Raw genomic sequence first — 25,307 nt, forward strand, 5'->3', positions numbered from 1 at the left:
GCACGACAATTACGGCGGGAACGCTGACGAACCTGCTGGATGGAACGTTGACGAGCGTACTTGGAGCGACAATCGACCGCGAGGGACAATCACGAGCGTGCTAGGCACGACAATCACGGCGGGAACGCTGACGAACCTGCTGGATGGAACGTTGACGAGTGTGCTTGGAGCTACAATCACCGCCGGGACAATCACAAGCGTACTGGGCACGACAATTACGCGGGAACACTGACGAACCTGCTGGATGGAACATTGACGAGTGTGCTTGGAGCTACGATCACGGCGGGAACCTTGACGAACCTGCTGGACGGAACGTTGACGAGTGTACTCGGAGCGACGATTACCGCCGGAACGATTACAAGCGTGCTAGGCACGACAATCACCGCAGGAACGCTGACGAACCTGCTGGATGGAACATTAACGAGTGTGCTCGGAGCGACGATTACGGCGGGAACCTTAACGAACTTACTGGATGGAACCATCTCGAATGTGATGGGAGCGACGATCACCGCAGGGACGATCACAAGCGTGCTGGGCACAACGATCACGGCGGGAACGCTGACGAACTTGCTGGATGGGACGTTGACGAGTGTGCTCGGAGCGACAATCACCGCAGGGACAATCACGAGCGTGCTAGGCACGACAATTACGGCGGGAACGCTGACGAACCTGCTGGATGGAACGTTGACGAGCGTACTCGGAGCGACGATCACAGCAGGAACAATCACAAGCGTACTGGGAACAACGATTACCGCCGGTACACTTAGCAGCGTCACCTCCATTTCACAAAAAAGCTTTACGGAAACTCAGGTGCTCGGCATTCCGACAGCGGATGCGTTCACCCCGCTGGGTCCGGTAAGCACCAGCGTATTCGGAACGTACTCCTTCTTCGTATATAATGCAGGCCCTGCAAACAGCGTGGACGCAAGGGTAGAGATCAGTGCCAACGGAACGAACTGGTTTGCCGATGTAGACACGGTTACCGGCATTACTGCAGGGTCGGTAGACGTGCTTGTGCCTCAGCGTTTTCTTAAATACACACGGCTTGCCTATCGTTCAAGTACACCGGGTGCTGCAACGACAATTGATGTGTTTTTCAACGGACAAGGAACATAAGACAGCCTTATTTCATATAGGTACAGGGAATCTCTATACACGAAAGAGCCTGTACCTTTTTTTGCGTGTAAAGGAGGAAAGACAAGTTGAAACAGCCTACACTAGGTGTTCACATGATTATACGTAACGAGGAAGCACGTCTTGCGAATTGTCTTGCCTCCATTCAGTCCATCGCGGATGAGATTATTGTTGTAGACACCGGGTCTACGGACAGATCTATGCAGATCGCTAAACAGTTCGGAGCAGTTGTCGTATGCAGCACCTGGAAGGAAGACTTCGCAAAGGCACGGAATGAAGGGATATCGCTGGCAGGGACCGACTGGATTCTGGTACTGGATGCAGATGAAGAGCTGACGCATGGTCAGAACGAGATCAAGGCTTTTTTGCAGGGGACATCTGCCGATGTCTGTACGATACAATTGGAGAATTGGACGGGATTGCAGCCCGAGGATCGAACGTTCTATGAGGCGGAGCGAGTATTTCGTAACTTTCGCGGATTTTATTATAAGGGAATCATTCATGAACAGCTTGTGCGAAACGACAACATGAAGCCAGAAGGAGCATCCGAAGCTTGTATCGGCAAAAGTCCGATTCGTGTGCAGCATTATGGCTATCTGCCTGCAGTTTTACAGGAGAAACAAACCGCTCGGCGTAACCTTGGCCTCATTCAAAAAGCATTGGAACTCGATCCGAAGGATACGTTCCATCTCTACAATCTTGGGGTTACTTGCTGTCAGCTTGGCATGTGGGAGCAGGCGAAGGAAGCTTATGAGGCATCACTACGGGATTCTCCGTTATCTGCACCTTACCGTGCGACACTGGTCCGTGATCTCGCTAAGCTGCTGCATGCACTGGAGCTGTATGATGAGGGGAGAGCTCTGTTATTGACGGAGCTGCTGCATTATTCAGATTATGCAGAGCTGCACGTTCTGCTCGGAATGATTGAAAGGTCACAAGGCATGATGAATCTTGCCTATGCGTCTTTTCAAGCGGCGCTTGAGGTGAAGCCTGCCGGTTCCTATGTAACGGATGCAGGAATGAACAGCTATGTGCCACAGGTACATATGGCAGATATTGATAAACATAAAGAGCGCTGGGCCCAGGCCGAAGAGCGATATTCTGCCAGTCTTGAGGAGTGTCCCGGCTACGTTCCTGCCGCGATTGGCCTTGCAGATCTTCTACATCTTCAAGGGGAAAAGGACACGACGATTACTCAGCGCTTACTTCAGCTCATGACGCCGACGGATCCGATATTCCTATATAAAGCAGCTCATGCCTTGAGCTTGTGCGGGGCATATGAAGCTGCGTTGTCCGTTCTGCCGGAGGACCGCATTCAAGCAAGTGATGAGGCTTGGGTACGTTTATGCCTCATGCAGACTGAGCGTTATCCGTGGGCAGCCGGACGCGCCCAGCAGCAGATCAGCTTGCTGCAGCAAGCACAAGCGGCTGCTCAAGAGGAAGTCGAAGACACAGCCGCGATCAGAACTGAAGGGGAGAGGGAAGCAGAGAGAGAAAAAAAGACAATGACAGAAACAGAGAGAGAGACAGGGACAAGAGCAGCGACACAAGAGTCCGCAGAGACAGAGGCGCAGGTGAAGGAGAGGGCAGCGGTAATGGAAATGGCAGTAATCGATTGGAGCTTATCCGAATGGAGGATAGGAGCCAGATTGCCGGAAGCTCTTGTGACGATACTTGGCGAACAATCGAGAGTGTATCTTCAGATGGAAGCTCGATTGTTTCATTCCGGGCTGCAGACGGAGCAGAGCGGCGAAGGTGAAGCGGATACGGGTGCTGCAAATCCTGCAACGGATGAAGGTGGAGCGGATCCGGGTGCTCCGAATCCTGCAGCGGAAGCTAGAGCGGAGGAAGCCGCACTGTCCGCTCTAGCTGTCCGCTTGTGTGAGCGGGCAGCAGAATGCGGCTGGAAGCAGCTTGTTCTTCAAATGAAAGCTGCCGGACTTATCACCACAAGACAGTGCGCTGGCATTCTGTATCGCTGTGGTTACCGCTGGACTGCGGCAGATCAGTACCTGGAGCTGCTAGCTCAAGACCAGCTGGATGCCGATGGGGCATTTGAGCTGGCTGAATTGCTGTACGATCAGAAGCTGTATGCCAAATCAGCGGCATTATTCGATAGAGCGATCCAGCTGAATCCCCAGCATCAACCATCCCGTGCAGGTGCAGCAGCGAGTTACTTACAGCTGGCTTACAACACGGCGGTCCAGACACTGAATTCAGCAGGGCAGCTGCCAGGAGCTTCCCAGCTTCAGAGTCATCTTAGGAAGCTGGGCGATTCTACTCTTCAATTGATGGATCTGGGATGGCAGACGCGGCGATCCGGACGGGAGCGGAGGAATGAGCATGTCTAGTGGCCGAATCTCTTTATGCATGATCGTGAAGAACGAAGAACGAAGCTTGCCTTCTTGTTTGAACAGTGTGCGTGGGGCCGTTGATGAGGTGATCGTGGTTGATACAGGCTCTACCGATCAAACGGTACAGTTTGCGAGGCAGCAAGGTGCTATTGTAATTCCATTCGAGTGGTGTGATGATTTTGCGGCTGCCCGCAACAGGGGTCTTGAGGCTGCAACAGGAGATTGGATTCTGTTTCTGGATGCCGATGAAATGCTGGATGACAAGGCTAGGGAGGAGCTTCCGCTGTGGGGAGCACAGGAGGGAGTAGACGGATTTTTTCTGCAAATTCATAATTATACCGGCAACGGATCGGGCGGAGTCACCATCAATCCTGTACTGCGGATGTTTCGCAATGACCCGAAGCATCGTTTTTCCGGACGCATTCATGAGCAGATTGCCGAATCCATTGTGAATCACAATCCCCAGGCGCATTTTCATATGACAGATATGATCATTCATCATTATGGCTACAGCGAAGAGATTGTGCTGGAAAAAGACAAGGTCAGCCGAAATACACGGCTTCTTCAGCAGGTGATTCATGAGGATCCAGACAATCCATTTCACCGGTATAACATGGGGGTTGAATGGCTGAGGATCGGCCGACTGGAGGAAGCATTGAGCTCCTTTCGCAGGGCGTGGGAGGGTCTTGATCCAATAAAGGCCAGCTATGCTCATCTGGTGCTTAAATACGAGATTCGATGTCTGCAGGCGCTCGGCAGATGGGAGGAAGCGGAAGCACAGATTACGAAGGGGCTGCAGCTGTATCCGGATTATACCGACTTATTGCACTGCCGAGCCTTGACCGAGGAGGCATTTGGCAGGGAAAAGCAGGCGGAAGCCGCGCTCAGGGAAGCACTGCGTCTAGGTCCGGCGCCGGATCTATATCATACGGAAGAGGGAATCGGCACCTATCAGACGCATTACCTGCTGGGATTAAATGCAGAGAAGCGAGAGGCACTGGATGAGGCGGTTGACTGTTATGTGAAGGCGATTCGCTGCAAGCCCAGCTTAACTCCGCCGCTCTATCGGATATTTCGGATTATGCAGGCTGCGCTTCAGGAGGAGCATATTCCGGAACTGCTTAAGGCACGGTTCTCCTTCTCGACACCGGAGAGCACATGGAAAGTGATTCATATTCTGAACGAATGCGGATGCTATTCTTCTGTAATCCCAATGCTGCATCAGCTGGAACAAGAGAGTCCTCCGCATGCGCGTAAGCAGATTCGTGTCCATCGGGTGGAGGCGATGTGGAAGGCAGGGGAATGGAAGCAGGCTGACCGGTTGCGGCGCAAAGCCCATATTCCGTCCTCCTTTTCTCCATCTGAGCTTATGAACTGGAGCATGGACATACGGAGTAAGGAAGAGGCTTATCAAGATCCGGCTATTCGGCTGCTTCAGAATAAATGTTCCTTGTCGGAAGCACTGGGCGGCGGAGCAGAACAGGGTGCAGCTGCCAGAACAACCCGGGAGGAAATCCCGCAGCTCTGGAGCTCATTCGCAAGCTTATGCCAGGCAGCAATGAATGCGGAGAGGCAGGAGCTGTTCTCATCGGTTCTAGAAGGCTGGATCGAGGCGGTTGACCAAGGCTTGCAAGAGGGTGAACTCACTTCTGTGTCCGGGGTCCATATGCTTCTGCAAACGATGATCAGTGCTGCTGACCACCATTTGGCCCATATGACCACCCTTCAGCGTGAGCAGGAGCATCGAGGCAAGGACTGGCGGATGATTCAGCGGCTTCGGCTTACATTGCCATGGAGCGATGGACATCAGTGATGAGGAGAGAGCGGGCATGAATAACAGATCACCTATTTCCTTATGTATGATTGTTCGTGATGAGGCACTGTTCCTGGAGCAGTGTCTGGCTTCGGTAGCGAGTGTCGTCTCCGAAATGATCATCGTTGATACGGGGTCCACCGATCAAAGTGTCGATATCGCTAGACAGTACGGAGCAACGGTTGTCCATATGGATTGGCAATCGGATTTTGCTGCGGCTCGGAATGAATCTCTTCGACATGCGGCACAGCCCTGGGTTTTGATTATGGATGCGGATGAACAATGGGTCGAAGGACAGCAGAGCCGGCTGTTTTCATTGCTTGAAGCAAGTGATGGGGTATATGGATTTGAGGTGGAGATCAAGAGCCTGCTTGGTCGTTCTGGAGAGGAGTCTGTGACGGACAGTGCCTGCCGGATCTTCCGGAATGATACGAGAATCAGGTTCAAAGGGAGGATTCATGAAGAAGCGGCCACCTCTATCCTTGCACTCGGAGCCAATACACTTAGAGCCTCGGGGCTTCAGCTCCTGCATTATGGGTACCTCGATCACATCGTTAAACAGAGAAATAAAAGCGAACGGAATGTTCAGCTCATTAACGAGGCCTTGCTGCAGGAGCCAGATAGCAGAATATTGCAGTATGCACTGGGTACAGAATATTTTCAGCTGGGGGAATATGATGCTGCGGTACGCATACTCGAGCCGCTTCTGGATGGGATGCCGCCAGAGGCGGGATATGCCTCCGATGTATTTCTTAAGACGATATTTGCTTTGCGGGAAAAGGGAGAGCTGCATCAAGCGGTAGAGAAGGCGGAAGAGGGTGTATCCAGGTACCCGGGGTTTGCCGACTTGCAGGAGCTGAAGGCTGTTCTGCTTATGGACCTGGGGAGGGACGATGAGGCGCTGGGTGTACTGACTAACATAAGTCATAGCAGGGAGTATACCTCCGTATCCGGTGCAGGTACCTATCGTTCCTCTTATCTGATGGGAATCGTTTATGAACGCATGGGTGAGGGAAAGCGTGCTTGTGAAGCTTATGAAAAAGCAGTGGAGGCGAACCCTGATTATGTGCCGGCGTGGCAGCGCTGGATTCCACTTGCTGTATGCAGCGGTGAGCTCGCTCAGGTAGAGCGATGGACTCGAAAAAGGGGACTTACAGAGAAGGCGCAGCAGGTTGTTCTCCAGCAAATGCTTGATATGCAGCAATTTGTATGGGTATCGAAACAGAAATGTTGGCTGCAAGAAGCCTTTATAAAAATGCCCTGGGCAGAAGCCATCCTGCTGGCTCAGCTTGGAGAACGGCGTGTTGCTGCAAGGCTGCTTGAGCCTTGGCATACCCATCAGGATAAGGCCGCAGAGATCGGCATCTATCTGCAGGTGCTTTGCTCGGATGCTGCCGACAGAGGACAGCTGCGCAGCCGCGATACCGGCCGATCTATGGCCATGGAGGATGTACGCTGGATGGGGAAGCAGGCAGAAGCGTTCATCCGGCTGAGGGCATGGGCTGGCTTCGGTGCCTGGCTGCCAGAGGTGAAGGAAGCGTCTGCCGTTCTGGTTCAGCTGTCTCCTTCTGCAAGAATAGGGCTGCTGCTGGCTCCGCTGTCCGTCCGCAGGGAGCTCTACTCCTTGCTGCAGGAGCAGAAGGAGGTTGACCGAGAAATGATGGAGAGGTCACCTGTATCTGAAGCAGCATATACGAGCCGACCGTCAGATCACGAAGCAGCCGCCGTCCAACAAGAGGAGGACTATTCTGACCGAGGGGTGCAGCCTGTGCAGCTGTTTATGCGGCTTGCCTTGAGAGCCAGCTTCAAGGAGAAGGAGGCAGGTCCAGCTCTCCCTAGCTATGAGCAAGAGATTGCTCAGATTCAGAAGTATAAGCCCGCATCTTCTATCGAAGCGGCTCAATACGGATGGAACGCCTTAGAGCTGTTCATGAAGCAGAAGTCTCAGTGTGCTGAAGCCAGATTTCAAGCAGCAGCTCAGCTCATGCTGTTATAGAGGGATGATTTTTGGGATACGGTCTTTGCCGTCACAAATCACCCTTATGTCTTTTTTTGATAAGTGCTCGAAAGCAGTAGATGGCTGAACCATACATGGTCGTAAATATCGCATCATCCGGCCGTTCGGTGCTCAGCGGACCCACGATCATAAGACCTGCTTCAGACAGGAGAGTGGTCAGCTGTTCCGGTTCAATTTCGGGCACATCCACAGTAAGCACGAGTCTGCCGTCAGGCCTTAGTACCCGGGCAAATTCCTTAAGTGACTTCAGCCTTGTGGGGTGATCTAAATGCTCCAGTACAGAAATGCAGAAGACCGTATCAAATTGCTCATCCGGATAAGGCAGTGCAGCTAAGTCAGCCTGGGCCCGCTCCACATTCTCGATGTAACGCTCTGGCAGAATTCTCGATATTTGAATGCCAAAATCGTCCGCGACTGCGGAACGGATCGCTTCATTGGATAAGATTCGCGGGTCCAGATCACAGGCGTATACTTTATGCACACGGTCAACAAGCCAGAATTTGAAAGGGTGAGGAATGCCGGAGGCCGCGTCCAGCACAGTTTCTTCCGCATGAGCGAATTGACGGGCCCAGGCGTATTCATACGGTCTGCTCCACCAGGCTGGATGCAGTGGAACCAGCACCGTGTCCATTCGATCATCATCACGCCGTACATATCTTGAGTCGAGTGTCATCGCGGCAATAAACGCTCCTTCCGGGCCTTGCGGCTGAGGTGATGTTGAAGCACCGTTTTCCAGGCCAGCTCCCATTTGTGATCATCATAAGCAAGTGCTGTTTGTCTTGCCTGATTCCCCATCCGCTCCCTAAGCTCATCATCATCGATCAGCCTGCATATGGCGGCGACAAGGTTCTCCTCTACGGGAGGAACAGACAGTCCATTGAATCCGTCCTGGACGATATCATTTAATCCTCCGACATTGCCCGCGACAACGGGGAGCCCGCAGCTCATCGCTTCAAGGCAGGCATATGAGGTTCCTTCCGAGAAGATTGTCGGAATTACAGCGATATCCGCCTGCTGATAGGCCAGCAGCATTTCATCAAATTTATAGCTCTTCGCATATATGCGATCTTTGTGTGGATGATGCTTTCTCCATATCTCGAACGTCTTCCCGATCGTACTGCCTTCAACCCGTTCACCTGCAAATTCAATCGTGAGTGCGGGGTAGGCGCCCAGCAGACGGTCACTGGCCAGCATCATCGGAATAATGCCTCGCTCCAGGCTGATTCTTCTGGGGAACAAGAGCCGGATGCTCTTCTGGTTAGAGCTGTCTTCAGCAGCCTGCAGGTCCGAGGCTTCAGTCACATCATGGAGATCTGGGGGAGAATGGGAGTCCTTTTCGTTGTCTTGATCTCGGAGTTCTCCATCCTGCTCTTCATCTCCATGATGAAGGTAGGCCGTCCGGCCCTTCACTTTCTTGCGCAGTGCTTCTTCATCAATCGTCTTGTCCGCTTCGGCGTCTCCGAGCATCAGGTGCACAGGCTTGAAATATTCGGTATCGACACTATTCGGAATGAGCACAACCTGATGGGGATCCTGATAGGTGCATGCAGCGCGGCAGTAGGTGAGAAAATGCGAATCTACCGACACAAGGGTGTCGAGCTGGTCCAGCGCCCTTTGAATCGAGCCGGCAATCTCGCGTTTGGCAGCCGCCGGAAGGTTGTGTCGATCCCAGTTAATACCGTGGCAGATACCGAGACTGCCTGGCGCATAGTTCAGCGGGTGCCATATACAGCTGGCGTAGATGAGTGGGCCACGGGCGCGAGAGGCCATTTCGTCAAAAGCTTGTGGGATGTGGTCCGGATCATAAGGGTAACCGAATACCTCAATCTCTTCTATCGTTCTATGGAATGCCTCGTAATAGGAGAGCTGGTGCACTTCCGGAATATGGCCGATATCACGTATGACCTGGCACAGCCGAAATATGTACCGTTCCAGTCCACCGCCAAACAGTCGTTCGAAGTCACGATTGTAGCCATCTGCGAAGCTGTGCGTAAGCACACTGATATACCCCATGCTTAGATCTCCTCCTTCCACTCCACTAGGCTTGGGGATAGATCCAGAATGGATTCATACTGCGCGATATTCCCCCATTTGCCTTCAGGATCAAGCTTTTTGTAGCGGACATACTTCTGAACGCGCTCCTCAAGAGGGCCGGCCCAGCCCAGATGCTTGATCCGCAGATCGGTCGTTAATCCCTGCAGCGCCGCACAGGTGGCTGGAAGACGGGGAACATGATGCGCTCTTTCGGGATAGAGATAGGGGAAGCCTGGAAAATAGCGGACAAGCGTCATCGTCTGACGGCGATGCGCCTGCCACAGTTCATCCTCCCGATAATACTGTCTGCTCCCCCACATATCATACAGTCGGAAGCTGACCCAATCGTAACGATCCTGGTTAATCAGGTTCCGAATACTCCGCTTCGCACGCTCTTCATACAACTCATCGGCATCGACGGCAAGGATCCAGTCTGGTGAAGTGGAGACCGTCGTCTGCCACAGGATCGAGCGGAGCTTCCACTCCTCATCAAACAGAGACGAAGCCAAAGTAACCAGCTTCTCTACCTTGTCGCAGGATCTGCAGATTTCAAGCGTGTGGTCTGTGCTTGCATCGTCCACAATCACGATATGATCAACAAAGGTAGACAGATCCTCCAGCACTTCCTCCAAATATCGGCCCCCTTCATTACGAACCTGAAGCATGGCCGTCAGCTTATTGTTATCCTTCTTCCTCACTGGGGATATAGGTGATGAATTAGATGTTGTCATCGTCTTTCGGCTCAGCTCCCTTGCTCCAGAATGCGAAGCTTCTCGTCGAGCGCATCGAGCGCAATAATCTGCACAAGCACATCCTCATCGCTCTCGGCTGCTTCCATGAATAGGCGGATTGCGGTGTGCCGGTCACCTCTCATGGCTTCTACACTGCCTGACAGTATGCGGAATTCCCTTCTGTCCTGCTCCGTTTGCAGATCGGAGGCTGCAACCTCGCCGAGTGCTTTTTCGAGGCGGCCGGTTTCCCGGTACAGCTGAAAGGATAGATGCCTTGCATTCTGCTCTGACAGTAGGTCCAGCATGGATAAGGCTGCACGATAATCATCGTTGAATCGATAGATATGGAACAAGGCCGTCGTTCCTTGCCCATCAGCCATGAATTGAAGAAGTGAATGATATTTGTTCGTGTCAGCATCACTATAGGCTGTAATTCCGTAGGTGCTGACAGCCTGAGTCAGATTGCCCTGCTGTGCTTGAATGGCCGAGAGGAATCTGTAATGCGTGATCAGTGCGTTATTTCTGCCCTGCATGACAGCCTGCAGGAAGGCCTCCTCCGCATAGCGAAGAGCATTCTTATCCTCCAGTAAGTACATATAGACCGACAGCAGGAAGGAGACCGTCTCATGAGGACCGGATTGTTCCCGTAACGATTCGTAGTAGGCGGCTCGCTCTGACCACTGACGGCGATAAACGGATGTCGTCTCACTGCGGATAAGCTCATGAATGGCCTCTTGAAAAAGCACATCATAGACAGCAGATTCCTCCTGTAAGAGGAGGGAGGCATAGCCTCGGAAGGCCCAATCCAGACATTTCATCTCTGAGTCAGAGCATACAAGACTGGATATCGCTGTCAATTGCTGCATACATGCTTTGTATAGTCCTTCATCTGACTCATCAAGATGGGCAGGCTCGTATGTAATCATATGCTTCGGGTGCATGGAGGCCGCTGCATGCACCCAGTATGGATGGGCCACGAAGGCAATGGTATTCTCATTCCAGATCTGAGGCAGCACGCTCCTGAGTATATAATTTAATTTCACAGGTTCGGAGTGTTCATGGAATTCTTCTTTCGGCCGGCTTGTAACATAGTATACAGGGGCTGACTCACAGAGAAGGGCCAGGAGTCGCTTCAGTATCGGATCTGCGATGTTGGGTGATGGAAATATGACAAATTGAAGAGTGTCCAACTTCATCCGCTCCTTCAACAGCTGTACTGATACACAGGCTTCTGCCTGCATCTATATACTGTATGGGAGCAGAGGGCAGTTCATGAACAATTTCTTATGCTGGGCATATCGGACTGGCGGCTTCCAGGCGCACAAAAAAAGAGCATGATCCCTGAGTTTGCACTCAGATCATGCTCTTTTTGAATATTAATCCTATGCGGTTAGATCTGTACCAGCATCAGAATGATCGAGGACAAGCAGAGACATACACTCACGAGACATAAGACGGCCAAAGTCTGCTTATGGGTCAGGCCTGCTCTGAGTAATCTGTAATGCGCCTGGCTTGCATCTGCCTGATAGATCGCTTTTCCTTCAAGGAAACGCTTAATGACAACGAAGAGGTTATCGAAGATCGGAACACCTAATGCCAGAATCGGAATAAGAATCGATAGAACCGTTGCCTGCTTGAATGCTCCATCCAGGGCGATGACGGCGAGAATAAACCCGAGGAACGTAGCTCCCGCATCTCCCATAAATACTTTGGCAGGCGGTTTGTTGAATTTAAGGTAGCCTGCAGTTACACCGACAAGTACGATTGCGAGCAGGGCCGAGTGGCTCTGACCCATCGTTAATGCCACAATGAACAATGTCGTGCCCGAAATGGCGGATAGCCCACCTGCCAGCCCGTCCATTCCATCGGAGAAGTTAATAACTGTCGTAACACCGAAGATCCACAGAATGGTCAGTGTAAATTGCAGCCAGACCGGAAGTGAGATGTATTCCTCACTGAAAGGGTTATAGAAGCCGGTAAAACGAATACCAGCTAAATATACAATGACGGCAGCGGATACTTGAACGAGCATTTTGGGCAGAGCGGGAAAGTCCTTGCCTCTGGTCTTGTACCAATCATCAACGGTTCCAATGACGAGCAGAAGCAGTCCTCCGGCAAATAAGGCCGCCGTCTGCCATGTATATTCGCCCGAGAATAGCAGATAGGCGATGAAAAATCCGGCAAAGATCGCATAGCTTGCGGTCAGAGGGATCGGTTTCTTGTGCAGCTTGCGCTCCTCATTCTCTCTAGGCTTGTCCACAAAATCGATCTTAAGAGCAAGCCTGCCTAATGGAGGAATGAGCAGCACAACAATGAGCAGGGATACGATAAAGGCACCAGCATACAGCATGGAACAGAAATCACCACTTTTCAGCATTTTTTTAATTATGAAATAGATTCCATTTATTCAAATTATAGCTGTTTGTTTCGGGAATTGTCGATGGTTTTCTTCAGTCCTTACTATTCCGAGTAACAAGAGCGTGATAGTACAAAAGAAAAAATATTCCACTTTTTAATTAAATTTAGGAAAAAATCTTTTTTATTTTGGTTTTGTTTGCTATAATTTCCCACAAAGAGAAGCGAAAGGTAAAACTTCCGTGCTTTCTATCACAACATCACGTCTTTCTCTTCGCAAATGACTCTTGTCGATCATGAAGGGGGAAAAAAGGAATGAGAAGAAGCAAAAGAGGTTTCAAGCTGTCGTGTTTAACCCTGTTGTTGCTATCCCTATTGCTTAGTGCATGCAGTGGTGGAGGCGGTAATAACGGAGCGGACCCTGCACAAACACCTGCTGATCCGGGTTCAGGAGGAACAGAGGAAACCAGTGAGCCGATTGAGCTTGAGTTCTGGACGATTGCCCTTCAGCCTACGTTTAACGACTATTTTAACGGACTGATTGACGAGTACGAGGCAGCACATGAGAATGTGACGATCAAATGGAGTGATTTTCCGTTTGATGCGATCACCCAGAAGCTGCTGACGACAACAGCCAATAATGAAAGTCCGGATGTCGTGAACCTCAACACCGAGTTTGCGAGTCAAATGGGCACCAAGGGTGCGCTGACCGACCTGAACGAACACCTCACAGATGAAGAGAAGGCCGTATATTTTGACGGAATCTTCAATTCCACCATCATTAACGACAAAGCTTATGCCCTCCCATGGTACACCGGTACCGAAGTGCTGTTTATGAACAAGAAAATAGTGGAGGAGGCTGGACTTGATCCGGCAAATCCGCCGCAAACCAGAGAGGAACTGGCAGAGTGGGCCCGTACGGTTAAGGAAAAGACCGGCAAAGCCGGTTATGCGGTGCAGCTCGTTTCGAAGCTTCTGCCCATCGACGGTATCCAGATTCTGAACGAAGACAAGACCGCAGCTGCCTTCAATACACCTGAAATGGTGGCTATGATCGAGAACCTGAAGGGGTTAATGGAAGAGGGACTGGTCGTGAAGGAGGATGCTGAATTCTCCAAGCAGATCCAGTTCTACTCGGCAGAGCAGACGGCCTTTGTACTTGCTGGACCAACCTTCATCAACTTTATCAAGACATCCGCACCTGATGTGTACGAGAACACGATTGCTGTATCCTTGCCGACAGGTAAAGCCGGCCTCAGATTGTCCAACTCCATGAACATTGTCGTTCCTTCCAAGACTGAGCATCCGGAAGCAGCAGCTGAGTTCGCCAAATTTATTACCAATGCAGCCAATCAAACGGCTTTCTCCAAAGTAGCCAATACACTGCCTTCCACGAAGGAGTCCGTTGAGGATCCGTTCTTCAAGGAATCTGATGGATCGCTTGAAGCTGAAGCGAAGCTGGCATCGAGCCAAAGTCTTACCGAAGCGACAGACTACATGGTCGGCGTACCGAATGCAGGCGACATTAACTCTGCGATCGCACGCGGACTGCAGGAGATCTTGCTGAACGGTAAAGAGATTCAGGCCACGCTGGATGCAGTAGAGACCGAAGTGAACAATATCCTGAAGCAGTAGTGCCACTTGAGTGTAAGAAGAACTGGAATGCATTAAGTGAGGCAAGGAATACGTTTCTTGCCTCATCTAATTCACAAGGGGGGAATGCAAATGAGGTGGGTTCGTTCTGAATCTTTTGCAGCCTGGGCATTCATGACCCCAGGTTTGCTCATTATTGCCGTGTTTGTATTTTGGCCGATTATTTATGGAATACCGCTGTCATTAACGAATTATTCCGTCATTGGGGAAACCAAGTATGTCGGTTTGGATAACTTCAAGAATGCGTTCCTGGATAAGAACTTCACCATTTCCTTATGGAATTCACTGGTATACGTTATCGTGGTTCCGTTTATCCAGATCTTTTCTATCTTAATGGCGATTCTCGTGAACAGCCGTATACCTGGAATTAAGCTCTTCCGTGCGGCGTACTACATTCCTGTCGTTACCTCCATGGTTGCTGTAGCCTTGATTTGGAGCTGGCTGCTGAGCAGCAATGGGGTGGTCAACTACCTGCTGATGCAGGTAGGAATTATCAGTGAGCAGGTATCCTGGCTGTCGACCAGTGAAACAGCACTGGCTACGCTCATGTTTATTACGATGTGGAAAGCGCTTGGATATTACATGATGCTGTATCTCGCAGGACTTCAGGGTATTCCGAATGACCTCTACGAGGCAGCGAGAGTGGATGGGGCAAACCGAATGCAGCTGATTTGGTCCATTACCCTGCCGCTTCTGCGCCCGCATATCTTTTTCTGCTCCTTGATCTCCGTGATGGGTGCAGTGCGCGTATTTGATGAGGTATATATTCTGACCAAGGGCGGACCGGGGACATCGACGCTCGTATCCAGTGTGTATATATTTGAAAAAGGTTTGGAGCAGTTTAATTTCGGTTATGCCTCTGCGCTGGGACTCATTGTGAGTGTGCTGATCGGCGGACTCAGTGTCATCGTGTTTAAGCTGAACCAGAAGGGCGGTGTCAATTCATACTGATGGAAACAGTCGAGTTAACCCAAGCTGACAAGTTGATCGAGACGAGCAAGCGCAAGAAAAAAGTAGTCAACGGATTGCGGATGGCGATTACGTACTTGCTATTGCTCCTCCTGGCTATCTTTATGATGGGACCGTTCTTATGGCTGCTGAGTGTGTCGCTGATGCCGGGTCGTAATATTTTCTCGTCGCCGCCTGCGATCTTCCCGACCTTTATTGATTTTGAGAACTATGTGCAGGTATGGCAGTTTATGAACTTCCCGAGGTATATCTGGAACACCGTTGTGATTACGGTGCTGGGTGTAGTGTTCAATATTGTATTGTCATGTATGACAGGGTATCCGCTCGCCGTATTCCGATTTAAGGGCCGTAATTTCGTGTTCGTGACCTTGATTGCAACGATGATCATTCCATCCTCCACCGCGATGATCGTGCATTACCTGACCATTCAGGATTTGGGACTAGGCGGCTCGTACCTGGGTGTTGTGCTGCCTGCGGCGGTGTCTGTTTTTAATATCTTCCTGATGCGGCAGACGTTCCTGAATATCCCGATTGATGTGCGTGATTCCGGAAAGATCGACGGAGCCTCCGAATTTAGGATTTGGTGGCAGCTGATCCTGCCGCTGGTGAAGCCAGGGATTGCGGTTATTGCCCTGCTGGAGTTCATGTCGTTCTGGAACAGCTTCCTGTGGCCGATGGTTATTCTGGATGACCCATTGAAGTACCCGCTTGCGTCCGCGCTGACGACGCTGAATGGACAGTTCTCGTATAACTTCGGCTGGATTGCCGCCGGTACGATGATCTCGGTGATTCCGATCATCGTTGTGTTCCTGTTCACACAGCGATACTACATGGAGGGTATCGCCGGAGCAGTGAAGGGCTAAGGTTTACTCTATCCCGCAGGGGAGATAGAGTTACGCCGCAGGCTAAAAGGGTTTAGAACTTCTCTATCCCGCAAGGGAGATAGAGTTACGCCGAAGGCTAAAAGGATTTAGATGTGCCTCTATCCTCCAAGGAGGTAGATGCAAGCCGCAGGCTAAAAGGTTTTCATGTAATTCTGATCTTTCATCCCTTAACAAACTAACTAAATATCAAGGCAAGGGTGACGCGAAGCAACCCGCCACCCCTAAGCGCCAGCGAGTGTTCTGGATTCTGAGCGACTTTTGGCTTTGAATGCATGAACAACTCCGAAGCAATCACTTCGCATTCAAAACAAGTCGGAGCGAAGAAGTCAGAACAGGAGTGAATGATAATCATGCAAACCATCTTCATCCCACTCGACGAAAGACCATGCAACTACGAATTCCCGTACATGCTGGCAGAGGGCACGGAGCTTACAGTAGAGCGCCCTCCACTGTCGATGCTGGGACTAAAAAAAAGACCAGGCGATATTGAACAGCTGTGGACCTGGCTCGAAGAGAAGGCCGAAGGTGCAGGAGGAGCTGTTATCGCACTGGATACCCTTTTATACGGAGGAATTATCCCCTCCAGACTTCACAAATTCACCGAAGATGAACTCATTGCAAGGCTGACAAGGCTGCGCAAGCTCAAAGAGAAGCATTTAAATCTTAAAATTTTTGCATTTCAGCTCATCATGCGCTGTCCGCAGTACTCCATATCAGATGAAGAGCCGGATTATTATGCCGATTGGGGACGTGAAATTTTCCGCAAAGGCTATATCGGTCACCGAGAGGAGCTGAAGATAGCCACAGCGGAAGAGCTTGCAGAGCTTCAGGATATGAACAGCCGCCTTCCACAGGAGGTACTGGATGATTATCTGGGAAGAAGAAGCATCAACATTCAGGCGAACCGGGCCGTACTGGACTTAGTGAAGGATGGGGTTATTGACTTCCTGATCTTCCCGCAGGATGACTCTGCACCGTATGGTTATACGGCAAAGGATCAGCAGGTGGCGAGGCAGCGGATCAGTGAGCTCGATTTGGAGCTGAAGGCTTACATGTATCCAGGAGCGGATGAAGTCGGCTGTACACTGATAACTCGGATGTTGAACGAGACGAAGGGAGTAAAGCCGCTTGTGTATCCTAGACTATCCTCGATACAAGGGGCATTTGTTACCCCGGTATATGAAGATCGTTTTTTCTACGAGACACTAAAGTATCAGATCACGGCAGCAGGAGCTTTAATTGCTTCCAGCGCGAGTGAAGCAGATCTCATCCTGCTGGCCAGTACCCCGGGTGAGACGATGATGGAGGCGGTGTCGCAGGAGCATCCATTTTTCAGCTACGATGTGTACCGCAACTTGATGGAGCTGATTGAGTACGGAAGCTACATGATGAGGGAACAAGGCAAAGCGGTAGCGGTTGCCGATGTGGGCTATGCGAATGGTGCAGATCTCAAGCTGGTCAAAATGCTGCGCCAAAAAGGCATGCTGTTTGATCTGGCAGGCTATGCCGCTTGGAATACCAGCTCGAATTCACTTGGGACTGTCATCTCGCAGGCACTCATTTATACGCTCTACGGACGTACGCAGGAGCACCTTGATTTTCTCGCGCTTCGTTATGCGGAAGATGCATGCTACTGTGCTACAGTCCGCAAAGAAATGAATGCAGGCGTTGTGGAGGAGATGGGCTGCAACAAGTTTCTGCTGGATGGACCGCGTGGGAAGGTGGCGGAACGCGTCGAACAGCGGCTTATTCAAGTGCTGGAGGAGAAGATCAACGGTCCGGCAGGCCGAATTGAAATTGTGGATTGTTACATGCCGTGGAATCGTACCTTTGAGGTTGGACTGAAAGTGAAATATCATGCCGTATGAATCAGGCAGGAGTAACCAGGAAGAGGGTGTATGCTAGTGAATCCCGTATTGGAGCAAATACGATATGGACTGATTGCATCATGCCAAGCTTTACCGGGTGAACCGCTTCATGGTTCGGAGACGATGGCGAAGATGGCCAAGGCGGCGGAAGAAGGCGGGGCGATCGCGATTCGCGCGAACAGCGCTGAAGATGTGAGAGCGATCAAGCTGGCAGTGGGTCTTCCTGTCATTGGAATCGTCAAAAGAGATTATCCGGATTCGGAGGTATATATTACGCCCACGACGAAAGAAGTCGATGAACTTATTGAGGCGGGAGCGGATATGATCGCTCTGGATGCTACGCGAAGAAAGCGGCCGGGTCAGGTTACGCTGGAGACGATGGTGGAATATATGAAGTCACGAAATATGCCGGTGATGGCCGATATCTCTACCTTAGCAGAAGGGCTGTATGCCGCGTCCCTCGGTGTCAGCTGTGTGTCAACCACCTTGTCAGGCTATACGTCCTACTCACCGAACCTTGCAGGTCCACATCTTGAATTGGTCAAGGAGACTGCGGAGCGGCTTGCCATTCCGGTAATCGCGGAAGGGAGGATCAGTGAGCCGGCTCAAGTGGAGGAGGTGCTTCGACTCGGTGCCTATGCCGTCGTGGTTGGTTCCGCTATTTCCCGTCCTCAATTAATAACGAAGCGGTTTGCGGAAGCCGCACGGAAGGCAGTGATTTCAATCCATGGAAATGAAAGATCGCATTAATACCTACTATCCTTCGCTGACCAAGTCAGAACAAAAAGTAGCAGAATGCGTACTGCAGAATGCGGATGATCTCATGTATTACTCTGTCACGGAACTGGCCGATTTTGCCGGGGTGGGGGAGACAACGGTCATGCGCTTTTGCCGGAAGATTGGATTCAAGGGCTATCAGGATTTCAAGCTGTCGCTGGCTCAGAACGCTGGGGCGAAAAAGCCGGGAGAGCAGGATGAGGACAGCAAGGATTTTGTCCGTATGGTCTACGAGAACAATATCGACATTCTGCATTCAAGCATGAGTCTCTTGAACAGGAGCAAGCTGGAGCAGGCGATCGAATGGATCGATCAGGCCGGCAATGTGCAGTTCTTCGGCGTAGGAGCCTCTGGTATTACAGCACTGGATGCCAAGAACAGACTACTGCGAATCGGCAGACGATCCGAGGCGGTGGCAGACAGTCACATTCAGGCGATGATGGCGGTCAGTATGCGGGAAGGTGATGTTGCCTTCGGAATTAGTGTATCTGGCAGTACCCTGGATACCAACGATATGCTGCTCAAGGCGAAGCAGAGCGGGGCGAAGGTCATTGCCATTACCAACTATGCCAAGTCACCGATTACATCCATAGCGGACCTCGTGCTGCTGACAGCGGGCAAGGAGATGCCGCTCGAAGGGGGATCTATTGGGGCTAAAATATCACAGCTGTTCATAATAGATCTCATCTGCGAAGGTCTGGCAAGAACAAACATAGTAGAAACGAAGAAGATGAAGGAAAAGACAGCAAGGTCCGTTATTGATCGAAGCTATTGATACAGGCAGGGCCTTAGAGGAGAGGAGACCAGGAAATGACGTTAGTTTTACATGCAGATGTCATTGTAGTTGGGGCAAGTCTCGGAGGAACGATAGCGGCAAGAGCGGCAGCAAGAGCAGGTCTGAACGTGATTTTGACGGAGGAAACAGATTGGATCGGGGGGCAGCTCACTTCACAGGCCGTTCCGCCGGATGAGCACCGATGGATTGAATCCTTCGGCTGTACAGCGAGCTACCGCGAGTTTCGGGACCGGGTAAGAGAGTATTACAGACGGAATTATCCTCTTAACGATGAGGCGATGAACGATCCTATACTCAACCCGGGCAACGGTTGGGTGAGCCGGATTGCTCATGAGCCGAAGATTGCGTTAAGAGTACTGGAAGACATGATGGCGGCCTATATCAACTCAGGACAAATTCGTATCCTCTATCATACGGTGCCGACTGGAGCCGATTGTAAGGGTGACCACGTACAGAGCGTCAATGTAAGACAGGTGTACACTGGCGAGGAACTCGTGCTAACAGGTGAATACTTTCTGGATGGTACCGATAACGGGGATTTGCTGCCGATCGTGGGCGCAGAGTTTGTGGTAGGTGCGGAATCCGGTGAGGACACGGGCGAGCCGCATGCTTTATTCAAGGCTGACCCCTGTGATATCCAGTCCATTACGCATGTCGCAGCGCTGGAATACGTGGAGGGCAGTGATTTTACGATTGAACGTCCCGCATCCTATGATTTCTGGAAGACTTATACGCCGCTGCCGGATCGGATGCCTCTGTTCAGCTGGTACGCAGGAGATGCGAATGACACAACGAAGCAGAAACAATTTACGATGTTTCCCAATGATCAAGGAATTACACCGTTATGGACGTACCGCCGAATTGTAGACCCATCCATATGGCGGGAAGTGTTGCCGACAGGAGAAGTGACGCTGCTCAACTGGGCGCAGAACGATTACTACTTGGCACCAATCATTGGTGTTGGAGCTCAGAAACAGCGGGAGCATGAGGAACAGGCACGGGATCTGACACGCTCGCTCGTCTACTGGCTGCAGACCGAAGCGCCGCGACTCGATGGAGGTGCAGGTTATCCCGGAGTTCGGCTGAGAGGGGATATTCTGGGCACAACCGATGGTCTGGCCAAAACGGCATATATTAGAGAGTCACGAAGAATCAAGGCACGCTACACGGTTACCGAGCATGATGTCAGCAAGGCGCTGCGCGGTGATCAAGGTATCAAACGATACAGAGACAGCGTTGGCGTCGGCAGCTACCATCTGGATCTGCATCCGACAACCAAATCGCTGAGATCCTTTTACATACCTAATTATCCTTATGAGATCCCGCTTGGCTCACTTATTCCGATTCGGATGAAGAACCTGCTTCCTGCCTGCAAAAATATCGGGATGACGCAGATTGCGAATGGCTGCTACCGTCTGCATCCAACCGAATGGAACATTGGCGAGGCAGCCGGCTATCTGGCCGCTTATTGCCTGAAACAGGGCATCCATCCTGCTCATGTGTATGATTCAAGCGAGCATCTGGAGCAGTATCAGCTTCTCCTTACGGAGCAAGGTGTTGAGCTGCATTGGCCTGATGAAGTGTATGATACGATGTACTAAGTTTGTACGAATAGACAATTTAAATAAGCGTCCCCACTGTAGCACTAATGACGTGGGAACGCTTATTTTGATTTTTGCCTAATTCCATTTTATGAAGCTGCAGCTGCAGCTCAGATTAGTCCTTGATTGCCCCTGCTGCAATGTCTGAAATGAACTGCTTGCTGATAAATAGGAACAGAATGATGAGTGGAATAATAGCCAGCAATGTTCCGGCGATAATCATGGCGTAATCTGTATTGTACAGTCCATTTAGCTGCGACAAGGCAATCTGAAGCGTATATCTGCTCTCGTCCGTCAGTACAATGAGCGGCCAGAGATAGTCGTTCCATACGCCGATGAAAGTGAAGGCACCGAGAAAGGCAAACGCAGGACGCAGAATCGGCAGAGCCACATTAAAGTATAGTCGGAAGAAGCCTGCGCCATCCATCCGTCCTGCATCCAGCAGCTCCTTCGGGATCGAGCCCTCTGCATATTGCCGAATCCAGAAGATCCCGAAGGCATTGACCATGCCGGGAATAATGAGTGCTTTGTAAGAGCCGACCCAGCCGAGCTCAGCCATAATAACGAAGGACGGTACGAGCGAGAGCTGGGTTGGTACCATCATCGTGGCAAGCAGCAGAACGAACAGCCACTTTTTGCCCGGGAATTCAAATTTGGCAAAGGCAAAGCCGGCGAGCGAATCGAAGAACAATACCAGAATGGTAACAACAGCTGAGACAAACAAGGTGTTAAGAAAGGCTCCGACAAAATCAATCTGTTCCATGACCCTCGTGAGATTGTTCCAGAACTCTCCCCCAAACCACAGCTTCGGAGGGAAGGAATAGATATCTGCCGTCGTTCTCGTTGACATGACAATCAGCCAGTAGAAGGGAAACATCGAGATAACGAGACCAATGGCTAAGCCGACGTATAGACCGATAGATTTGAGTCTTGCCTGTATCATGAAGCCTCACTCCTTCTAATTGGATGATTTGCCTTGAACGAGCTTCCAGTTAATGATCGAGAACAGTGCGATGAGGATGAACATTCCCCAGCCGACAGCTGCACCATATCCAAAATAGTTGTTAATGAAGGATTCACGGTACAGATACAGGACAATCGTCATTCCTGCTCCGATGACCCCGCCATCATTGCCAAGCAGGATTTGCGGCTCGGTGAACAGCTGCATGCCGCCGATCGTGGAGGTAATGACCGTAAACAGGATTACAGGACGGAGCAGGGGTATCGTGATACGGAAGAAGGACTGGATGCCGGTTGCACCGTCAATCTTAGCCGCTTCGTACAGCGTCTGCGGAATGGCCTGAAGGCCCGCCAGATAGATGACGGCATTGTAGCCTGCCCAGCGCCAGATGACCATCGAGGCAATGGCCGTCTTGATGCCCCAGCCGGTATCCAGCCACTGCACCATGGGAATACCGAAGAGATTAAGAATGTAGTTGAATATGCCGTAATTGTTCGAGAACAGGGCGGCGAAGATAATAGAGACGGCAACAATGGACGTGACATTGGGAAGGAAGAAGCCGACCCGGAAGAAGGTCTTGAATTTGACAAATGGAGCGTGAAGCAGAAACGCAATGACAAGGGCGATGAACAGCATTGGGAAAGTGGAATAGATCCAGATTATGAGAGTGTTCCCAACCGCTTGCCAAAATTCCGGATCCGTCACCAGGTAGCTGAAATTGTTCAATCCGTTATACGTCATTTCACCGATGCCGTCCCATTTCTGGAAGGCTAGATACAGAGAGAATCCAATCGGGAACAGACCGAAGATGGCGAACACAATATAAAAAGGAGAAATGGCTGTGTACACGGCTCGATTCTTCCAAATTTCAGACCATAGCGATTCTTTCTTGGCTGCAGGCACATAGGATGAGCCTGTTTTCGGTTCCAGAGATTGCATATCGGTAGCCTCCTTTTGTGAGTGAGGAATACGTGCAGGTAGTTCCTATCGCTTCAATTCCCGCTCGACCCTTTGCAGCGCTTCATCAAAGGCCGTTTCCTGATTCAGATTGGAGATGTTCTTCAGCCAGCGGGTCATGATGCCATGAACCGCAGGGTAGCGCTCGCCGAAGAAGGAGACTTTGACATTGTTCGCTGAGGCAGCGAATACTTCTCCGGTCACCTGACCGCCAAAAAATTCTTCTTCCTTCTGAACCGTATCGCTGTCAAATACACCCGGTGTAGACGGGAAGAGATTGAGGTTCGATAGGGCTGTCTCTTGGTTCTCTGGGTTTTGCAGCCATTGGATGACCTCGAAGGCTTCCTGAGGGTGCTCACTGGATTTAGGGATCGCCAGGAAGGAACCGCCGACATTCCCATCTCCGCCCGGTGCCCTTGCTACCCGCCATTTTCCTACGCTGTCTGGAGCCGCTTCAAGCAGTGGCTGCTTCATCCACACGGCACCGACATAGGAAGCAATCGTTCCTTTGTTGATTCCCGCATTCCATTCCGGTGTCCAGTGCTCAGCATTTGCAATGAGGCCGTTATTCGAGAACGCAACCGCTGTATCCCATGCGTACTTGATCACCTCGTTCTGATCACCGATGTATTGTCCATCCTCTGTAAAATATTTCTGCTCACTTTGTGAAATGATCTGATTGTAAACGTTGTCAATATTGTCGGTCATAAATACCTTGCCATCAAAGGTCTCCTTGACCTTCAGGCCGGCATCCATATAATCTTCCCAGGTTGAGAGGGCCTGGCTGACCTCATCCGGATCGGTTGGCAGTCCGGCCTGCTCGAATAGATCTTGTCGATAGAAGAGTGCGGTCGGACCGGTATCCATTGGAAACGCGATCATTTTACCGTTTGGTGTTACTCCTTGCTGCCACTTCCAGTCAAGATAGAGATCTTCGACCTCGGCAGCTCCGAGCTCATATAAATCGTAGAATCGGTCCTCACTCGGAAAGAGCTCCATGACCCAGTCGTTCAGGGCAACGATGTCGGGCTCTCCGGATTTGGCGGCAAGCGTCGTTTTCAGCTTCGATTTGAAATCACCGCCGATTTTTTGAGTGACCAGGTTAATGTGGGGAAATTGTTCTTTTGCTTTGGCGAGAAGTCCATCATCAATACTTCGATTCCAATACCATAATGTAAGCGTTATCTTTTTGTCAGATGCAGAAGAATCCTTAGATGCACCAAAGCTGCAACCGCTCATGACAAGCACAACAATGAGACTGACAATAATCAAGGACGTCCGTTTCATAGGTTTTCCCCCTTGGTAGTCTTCGTTTGTTACTCGCATAACTATGGATATGAGACAAGAAGAAAGATATGAGGTTTTTTTCTGTAGAATCTATGATGTTTGTTACATAATACCATAAAATCCCCGAATTGTTCGTGGCTGAATCAATTTTCTATCTACCATTTTAATCATTTATAAAATAATTATTATTCATAGTTGTTTACTTTGTTTTATGTTGACAGTAATGAGTAATCTATTTTATACTTACTTACGTAAAGTAACTATAAGAAAATATGGCACATACCCTGTGGCGATTAATACGATAAATACATGGTTCTATTAGCGTACAAGGAAGACCTGAGTAGGGGGAGCATAAATGATCACGAACGATACGATCCAAATATTGAAAAATAAAATCAAGACGATCGGCGGCGGTGACGGCGAGAAGCACATCTATCTGGTCGGTCCTGTTCAGCTTCCGGTAAACATGGAGGATAACACCTTAGTGTTTAAGTGGTACAGCTGGATCACCTCAGAGAAGCAGATGGATGAGCAGGAGCTCATCGCTTCCCTTGCCAATGCGCAGCTTGCTGATCAGCAGCAATCGAGCGTGCTGGTGTATGGGGATTTTGAACACCATCCGGATGCGATGATACGGATGCACAGCATTTGTCATACGGGAGATATCTTTGGAAGCAAGCGCTGTGACTGCGGCTATCAGCTGCATGAGTCAATGAAGATGATCGCTGCTCACGGTGCAGGCGCAGTCTTCTATCTGGCCAATCATGAAGGCCGCGGTATTGGCTTGTTCAGCAAGACGATGGCTTATCTCCTTCAGGAAGAGGGCTATGACACAGTCGATGCCAATCTGGCACTTGGCTTTGCCGATGATCAGCGGGATTACAGTGAGACCATTCGTGTACTGAGAGCGCTGAGAGAAGAGCCGGTACGTCTGATTACGAATAATCCGCGCAAGCTGGCATCTCTGCAGAAGGCGGGAATGTCGGTAAGCGGCAGAGTTCCGCTCTGGGGAGACCGCTCTGCCTATAACGATAAGTACTTGAAGACAAAGGTCAGTCGTTCAGGGCATCTGGAGGAGCATGCAGAATGGGTTCAAGATGTGCGGCTATCCTAATT

At 50.7% G+C, this 25,307-nt stretch carries 20 protein-coding genes; 12 read left to right on the forward strand and 8 right to left on the reverse strand.

The genetic code is table 11. From position 1 onward, the window contains the following. Positions 1 to 60 precede the first annotated feature (60 nt). The 4 genes from TCA2_RS08910 (at position 61) to TCA2_RS08925 (ending at position 7,297) form a co-directional block, all read left to right on the forward strand. Positions 61 to 1,116 (forward strand): DUF6385 domain-containing protein, encoded by a 1,056-nt coding sequence (locus TCA2_RS08910; protein ID WP_238546330.1) that lies wholly within the window; start codon positions 61 to 63, stop codon positions 1,114 to 1,116. A gap of 86 nt (positions 1,117 to 1,202) precedes the next feature. After that, positions 1,203 to 3,485 carry a glycosyltransferase family 2 protein gene (locus tag TCA2_RS08915; RefSeq protein ID WP_047911267.1) on the forward strand — a complete coding sequence of 761 codons (2,283 nt, stop codon included), beginning with the start codon at positions 1,203 to 1,205 and terminating at the stop codon, positions 3,483 to 3,485. Then, entirely contained in the window at positions 3,478 to 5,301 is a 1,824-nt protein-coding gene (locus tag TCA2_RS26100; protein WP_052511842.1) for a glycosyltransferase, read from the forward strand. The genes TCA2_RS08915 and TCA2_RS26100 overlap by 8 nt, the downstream gene beginning before the upstream one ends. A gap of 16 nt (positions 5,302 to 5,317) precedes the next feature. Beyond that, positions 5,318 to 7,297, forward strand: coding sequence for a glycosyltransferase (locus TCA2_RS08925; RefSeq protein ID WP_052511845.1), 1,980 nt, complete (start codon positions 5,318 to 5,320; stop codon positions 7,295 to 7,297). Between the two features lie 31 nt (positions 7,298 to 7,328). On the opposite strand, the gene TCA2_RS08930 is transcribed toward TCA2_RS08925, so the two are convergent. The 5 genes from TCA2_RS08930 to TCA2_RS08950 all read right to left on the reverse strand — a co-directional run bounded on the left by TCA2_RS08930 (position 7,329) and on the right by TCA2_RS08950 (position 12,433). Further along, the gene (locus TCA2_RS08930; RefSeq protein ID WP_047911268.1) at positions 7,329 to 7,991 is read right to left on the reverse strand and encodes a class I SAM-dependent methyltransferase; all 663 of its coding nucleotides are present in this window, start codon (positions 7,989 to 7,991) and stop codon (positions 7,329 to 7,331) included. Then, the gene (locus tag TCA2_RS08935) at positions 7,988 to 9,331 is read right to left on the reverse strand and encodes a glycosyltransferase family 4 protein (protein WP_047911269.1); all 1,344 of its coding nucleotides are present in this window, start codon (positions 9,329 to 9,331) and stop codon (positions 7,988 to 7,990) included. The genes TCA2_RS08930 and TCA2_RS08935 overlap by 4 nt, the downstream gene beginning before the upstream one ends. A 2-nt stretch (positions 9,332 to 9,333) precedes the next feature. Continuing rightward, positions 9,334 to 10,083 (reverse strand): glycosyltransferase family 2 protein, encoded by a 750-nt coding sequence (locus TCA2_RS08940; protein ID WP_047911270.1) that lies wholly within the window; start codon positions 10,081 to 10,083, stop codon positions 9,334 to 9,336. 11 nt (positions 10,084 to 10,094) lie between these two features. Further along, positions 10,095 to 11,273: a hypothetical protein gene (locus tag TCA2_RS08945; protein ID WP_047911271.1), complete on the reverse strand. Its 1,179-nt coding sequence runs from the start codon at positions 11,271 to 11,273 to the stop codon at positions 10,095 to 10,097. Between the two features lie 200 nt (positions 11,274 to 11,473). After that, a complete protein-coding gene (locus tag TCA2_RS08950; protein ID WP_081872347.1) occupies positions 11,474 to 12,433 on the reverse strand; it encodes an MraY family glycosyltransferase in 960 nt (319 codons plus the stop codon). Positions 12,434 to 12,753: 320 nt separating this feature from the next. Here TCA2_RS08950 and TCA2_RS08955 point away from each other — a divergent pair, with 320 nt between their 5' ends. From TCA2_RS08955 to TCA2_RS08985, 7 genes are all read left to right on the forward strand, one after another. Next, positions 12,754 to 14,073, forward strand: coding sequence for an ABC transporter substrate-binding protein (locus TCA2_RS08955; RefSeq protein WP_047911273.1), 1,320 nt, complete (start codon positions 12,754 to 12,756; stop codon positions 14,071 to 14,073). Positions 14,074 to 14,163: 90 nt separating this feature from the next. Beyond that, on the forward strand, positions 14,164 to 15,042 hold the full coding sequence (locus tag TCA2_RS08960; protein WP_047911274.1) for a carbohydrate ABC transporter permease: 879 nt from the start codon (positions 14,164 to 14,166) through the stop codon (positions 15,040 to 15,042). Between the two features lie 80 nt (positions 15,043 to 15,122). Continuing rightward, positions 15,123 to 15,923: a carbohydrate ABC transporter permease gene (locus tag TCA2_RS08965; protein WP_370510330.1), complete on the forward strand. Its 801-nt coding sequence runs from the start codon at positions 15,123 to 15,125 to the stop codon at positions 15,921 to 15,923. 371 nt (positions 15,924 to 16,294) lie between these two features. Then, the gene (locus TCA2_RS08970; protein ID WP_370510326.1) at positions 16,295 to 17,812 is read left to right on the forward strand and encodes a DUF4127 family protein; all 1,518 of its coding nucleotides are present in this window, start codon (positions 16,295 to 16,297) and stop codon (positions 17,810 to 17,812) included. 30 nt (positions 17,813 to 17,842) lie between these two features. After that, the gene (locus TCA2_RS08975) at positions 17,843 to 18,562 is read left to right on the forward strand and encodes an N-acetylmannosamine-6-phosphate 2-epimerase (RefSeq protein ID WP_047911277.1); all 720 of its coding nucleotides are present in this window, start codon (positions 17,843 to 17,845) and stop codon (positions 18,560 to 18,562) included. Continuing rightward, positions 18,540 to 19,364, forward strand: coding sequence for a MurR/RpiR family transcriptional regulator (locus tag TCA2_RS08980; protein WP_047911278.1), 825 nt, complete (start codon positions 18,540 to 18,542; stop codon positions 19,362 to 19,364). Before TCA2_RS08975 ends, TCA2_RS08980 begins: the two co-directional genes overlap by 23 nt. A 35-nt stretch (positions 19,365 to 19,399) precedes the next feature. Then, positions 19,400 to 20,986: an FAD-dependent oxidoreductase gene (locus TCA2_RS08985; protein ID WP_047911279.1), complete on the forward strand. Its 1,587-nt coding sequence runs from the start codon at positions 19,400 to 19,402 to the stop codon at positions 20,984 to 20,986. Between the two features lie 115 nt (positions 20,987 to 21,101). Here the strand turns inward: TCA2_RS08985 and TCA2_RS08990 are convergent, their stop codons facing one another. From TCA2_RS08990 to TCA2_RS09000, 3 genes are read right to left on the reverse strand one after another with little or no spacing between them, the layout of a single operon-like run. Next, positions 21,102 to 21,929, reverse strand: a complete 828-nt coding sequence (locus TCA2_RS08990) for a carbohydrate ABC transporter permease (RefSeq protein ID WP_047911280.1) — start codon at positions 21,927 to 21,929, stop codon at positions 21,102 to 21,104. A 15-nt stretch (positions 21,930 to 21,944) separates the two neighbouring features. Beyond that, complete coding sequence (locus TCA2_RS08995) at positions 21,945 to 22,886, reverse strand: carbohydrate ABC transporter permease (RefSeq protein WP_047911281.1); 942 nt, start codon at positions 22,884 to 22,886, stop codon at positions 21,945 to 21,947. 45 nt (positions 22,887 to 22,931) lie between these two features. Further along, a complete protein-coding gene (locus TCA2_RS09000) occupies positions 22,932 to 24,191 on the reverse strand; it encodes an ABC transporter substrate-binding protein (protein WP_047911282.1) in 1,260 nt (419 codons plus the stop codon). Positions 24,192 to 24,546: 355 nt separating this feature from the next. Here TCA2_RS09000 and TCA2_RS09005 point away from each other — a divergent pair, with 355 nt between their 5' ends. Then, complete coding sequence (locus TCA2_RS09005) at positions 24,547 to 25,305, forward strand: GTP cyclohydrolase II (RefSeq protein WP_047911283.1); 759 nt, start codon at positions 24,547 to 24,549, stop codon at positions 25,303 to 25,305. Positions 25,306 to 25,307 lie beyond the last annotated feature (2 nt).

Origin of the sequence: Paenibacillus sp. TCA20, assembly GCF_000732325.1 — a bacterium.
GTDB classification, from domain to species: Bacteria; Bacillota; Bacilli; order Paenibacillales; family Paenibacillaceae; genus Paenibacillus; species Paenibacillus urinalis.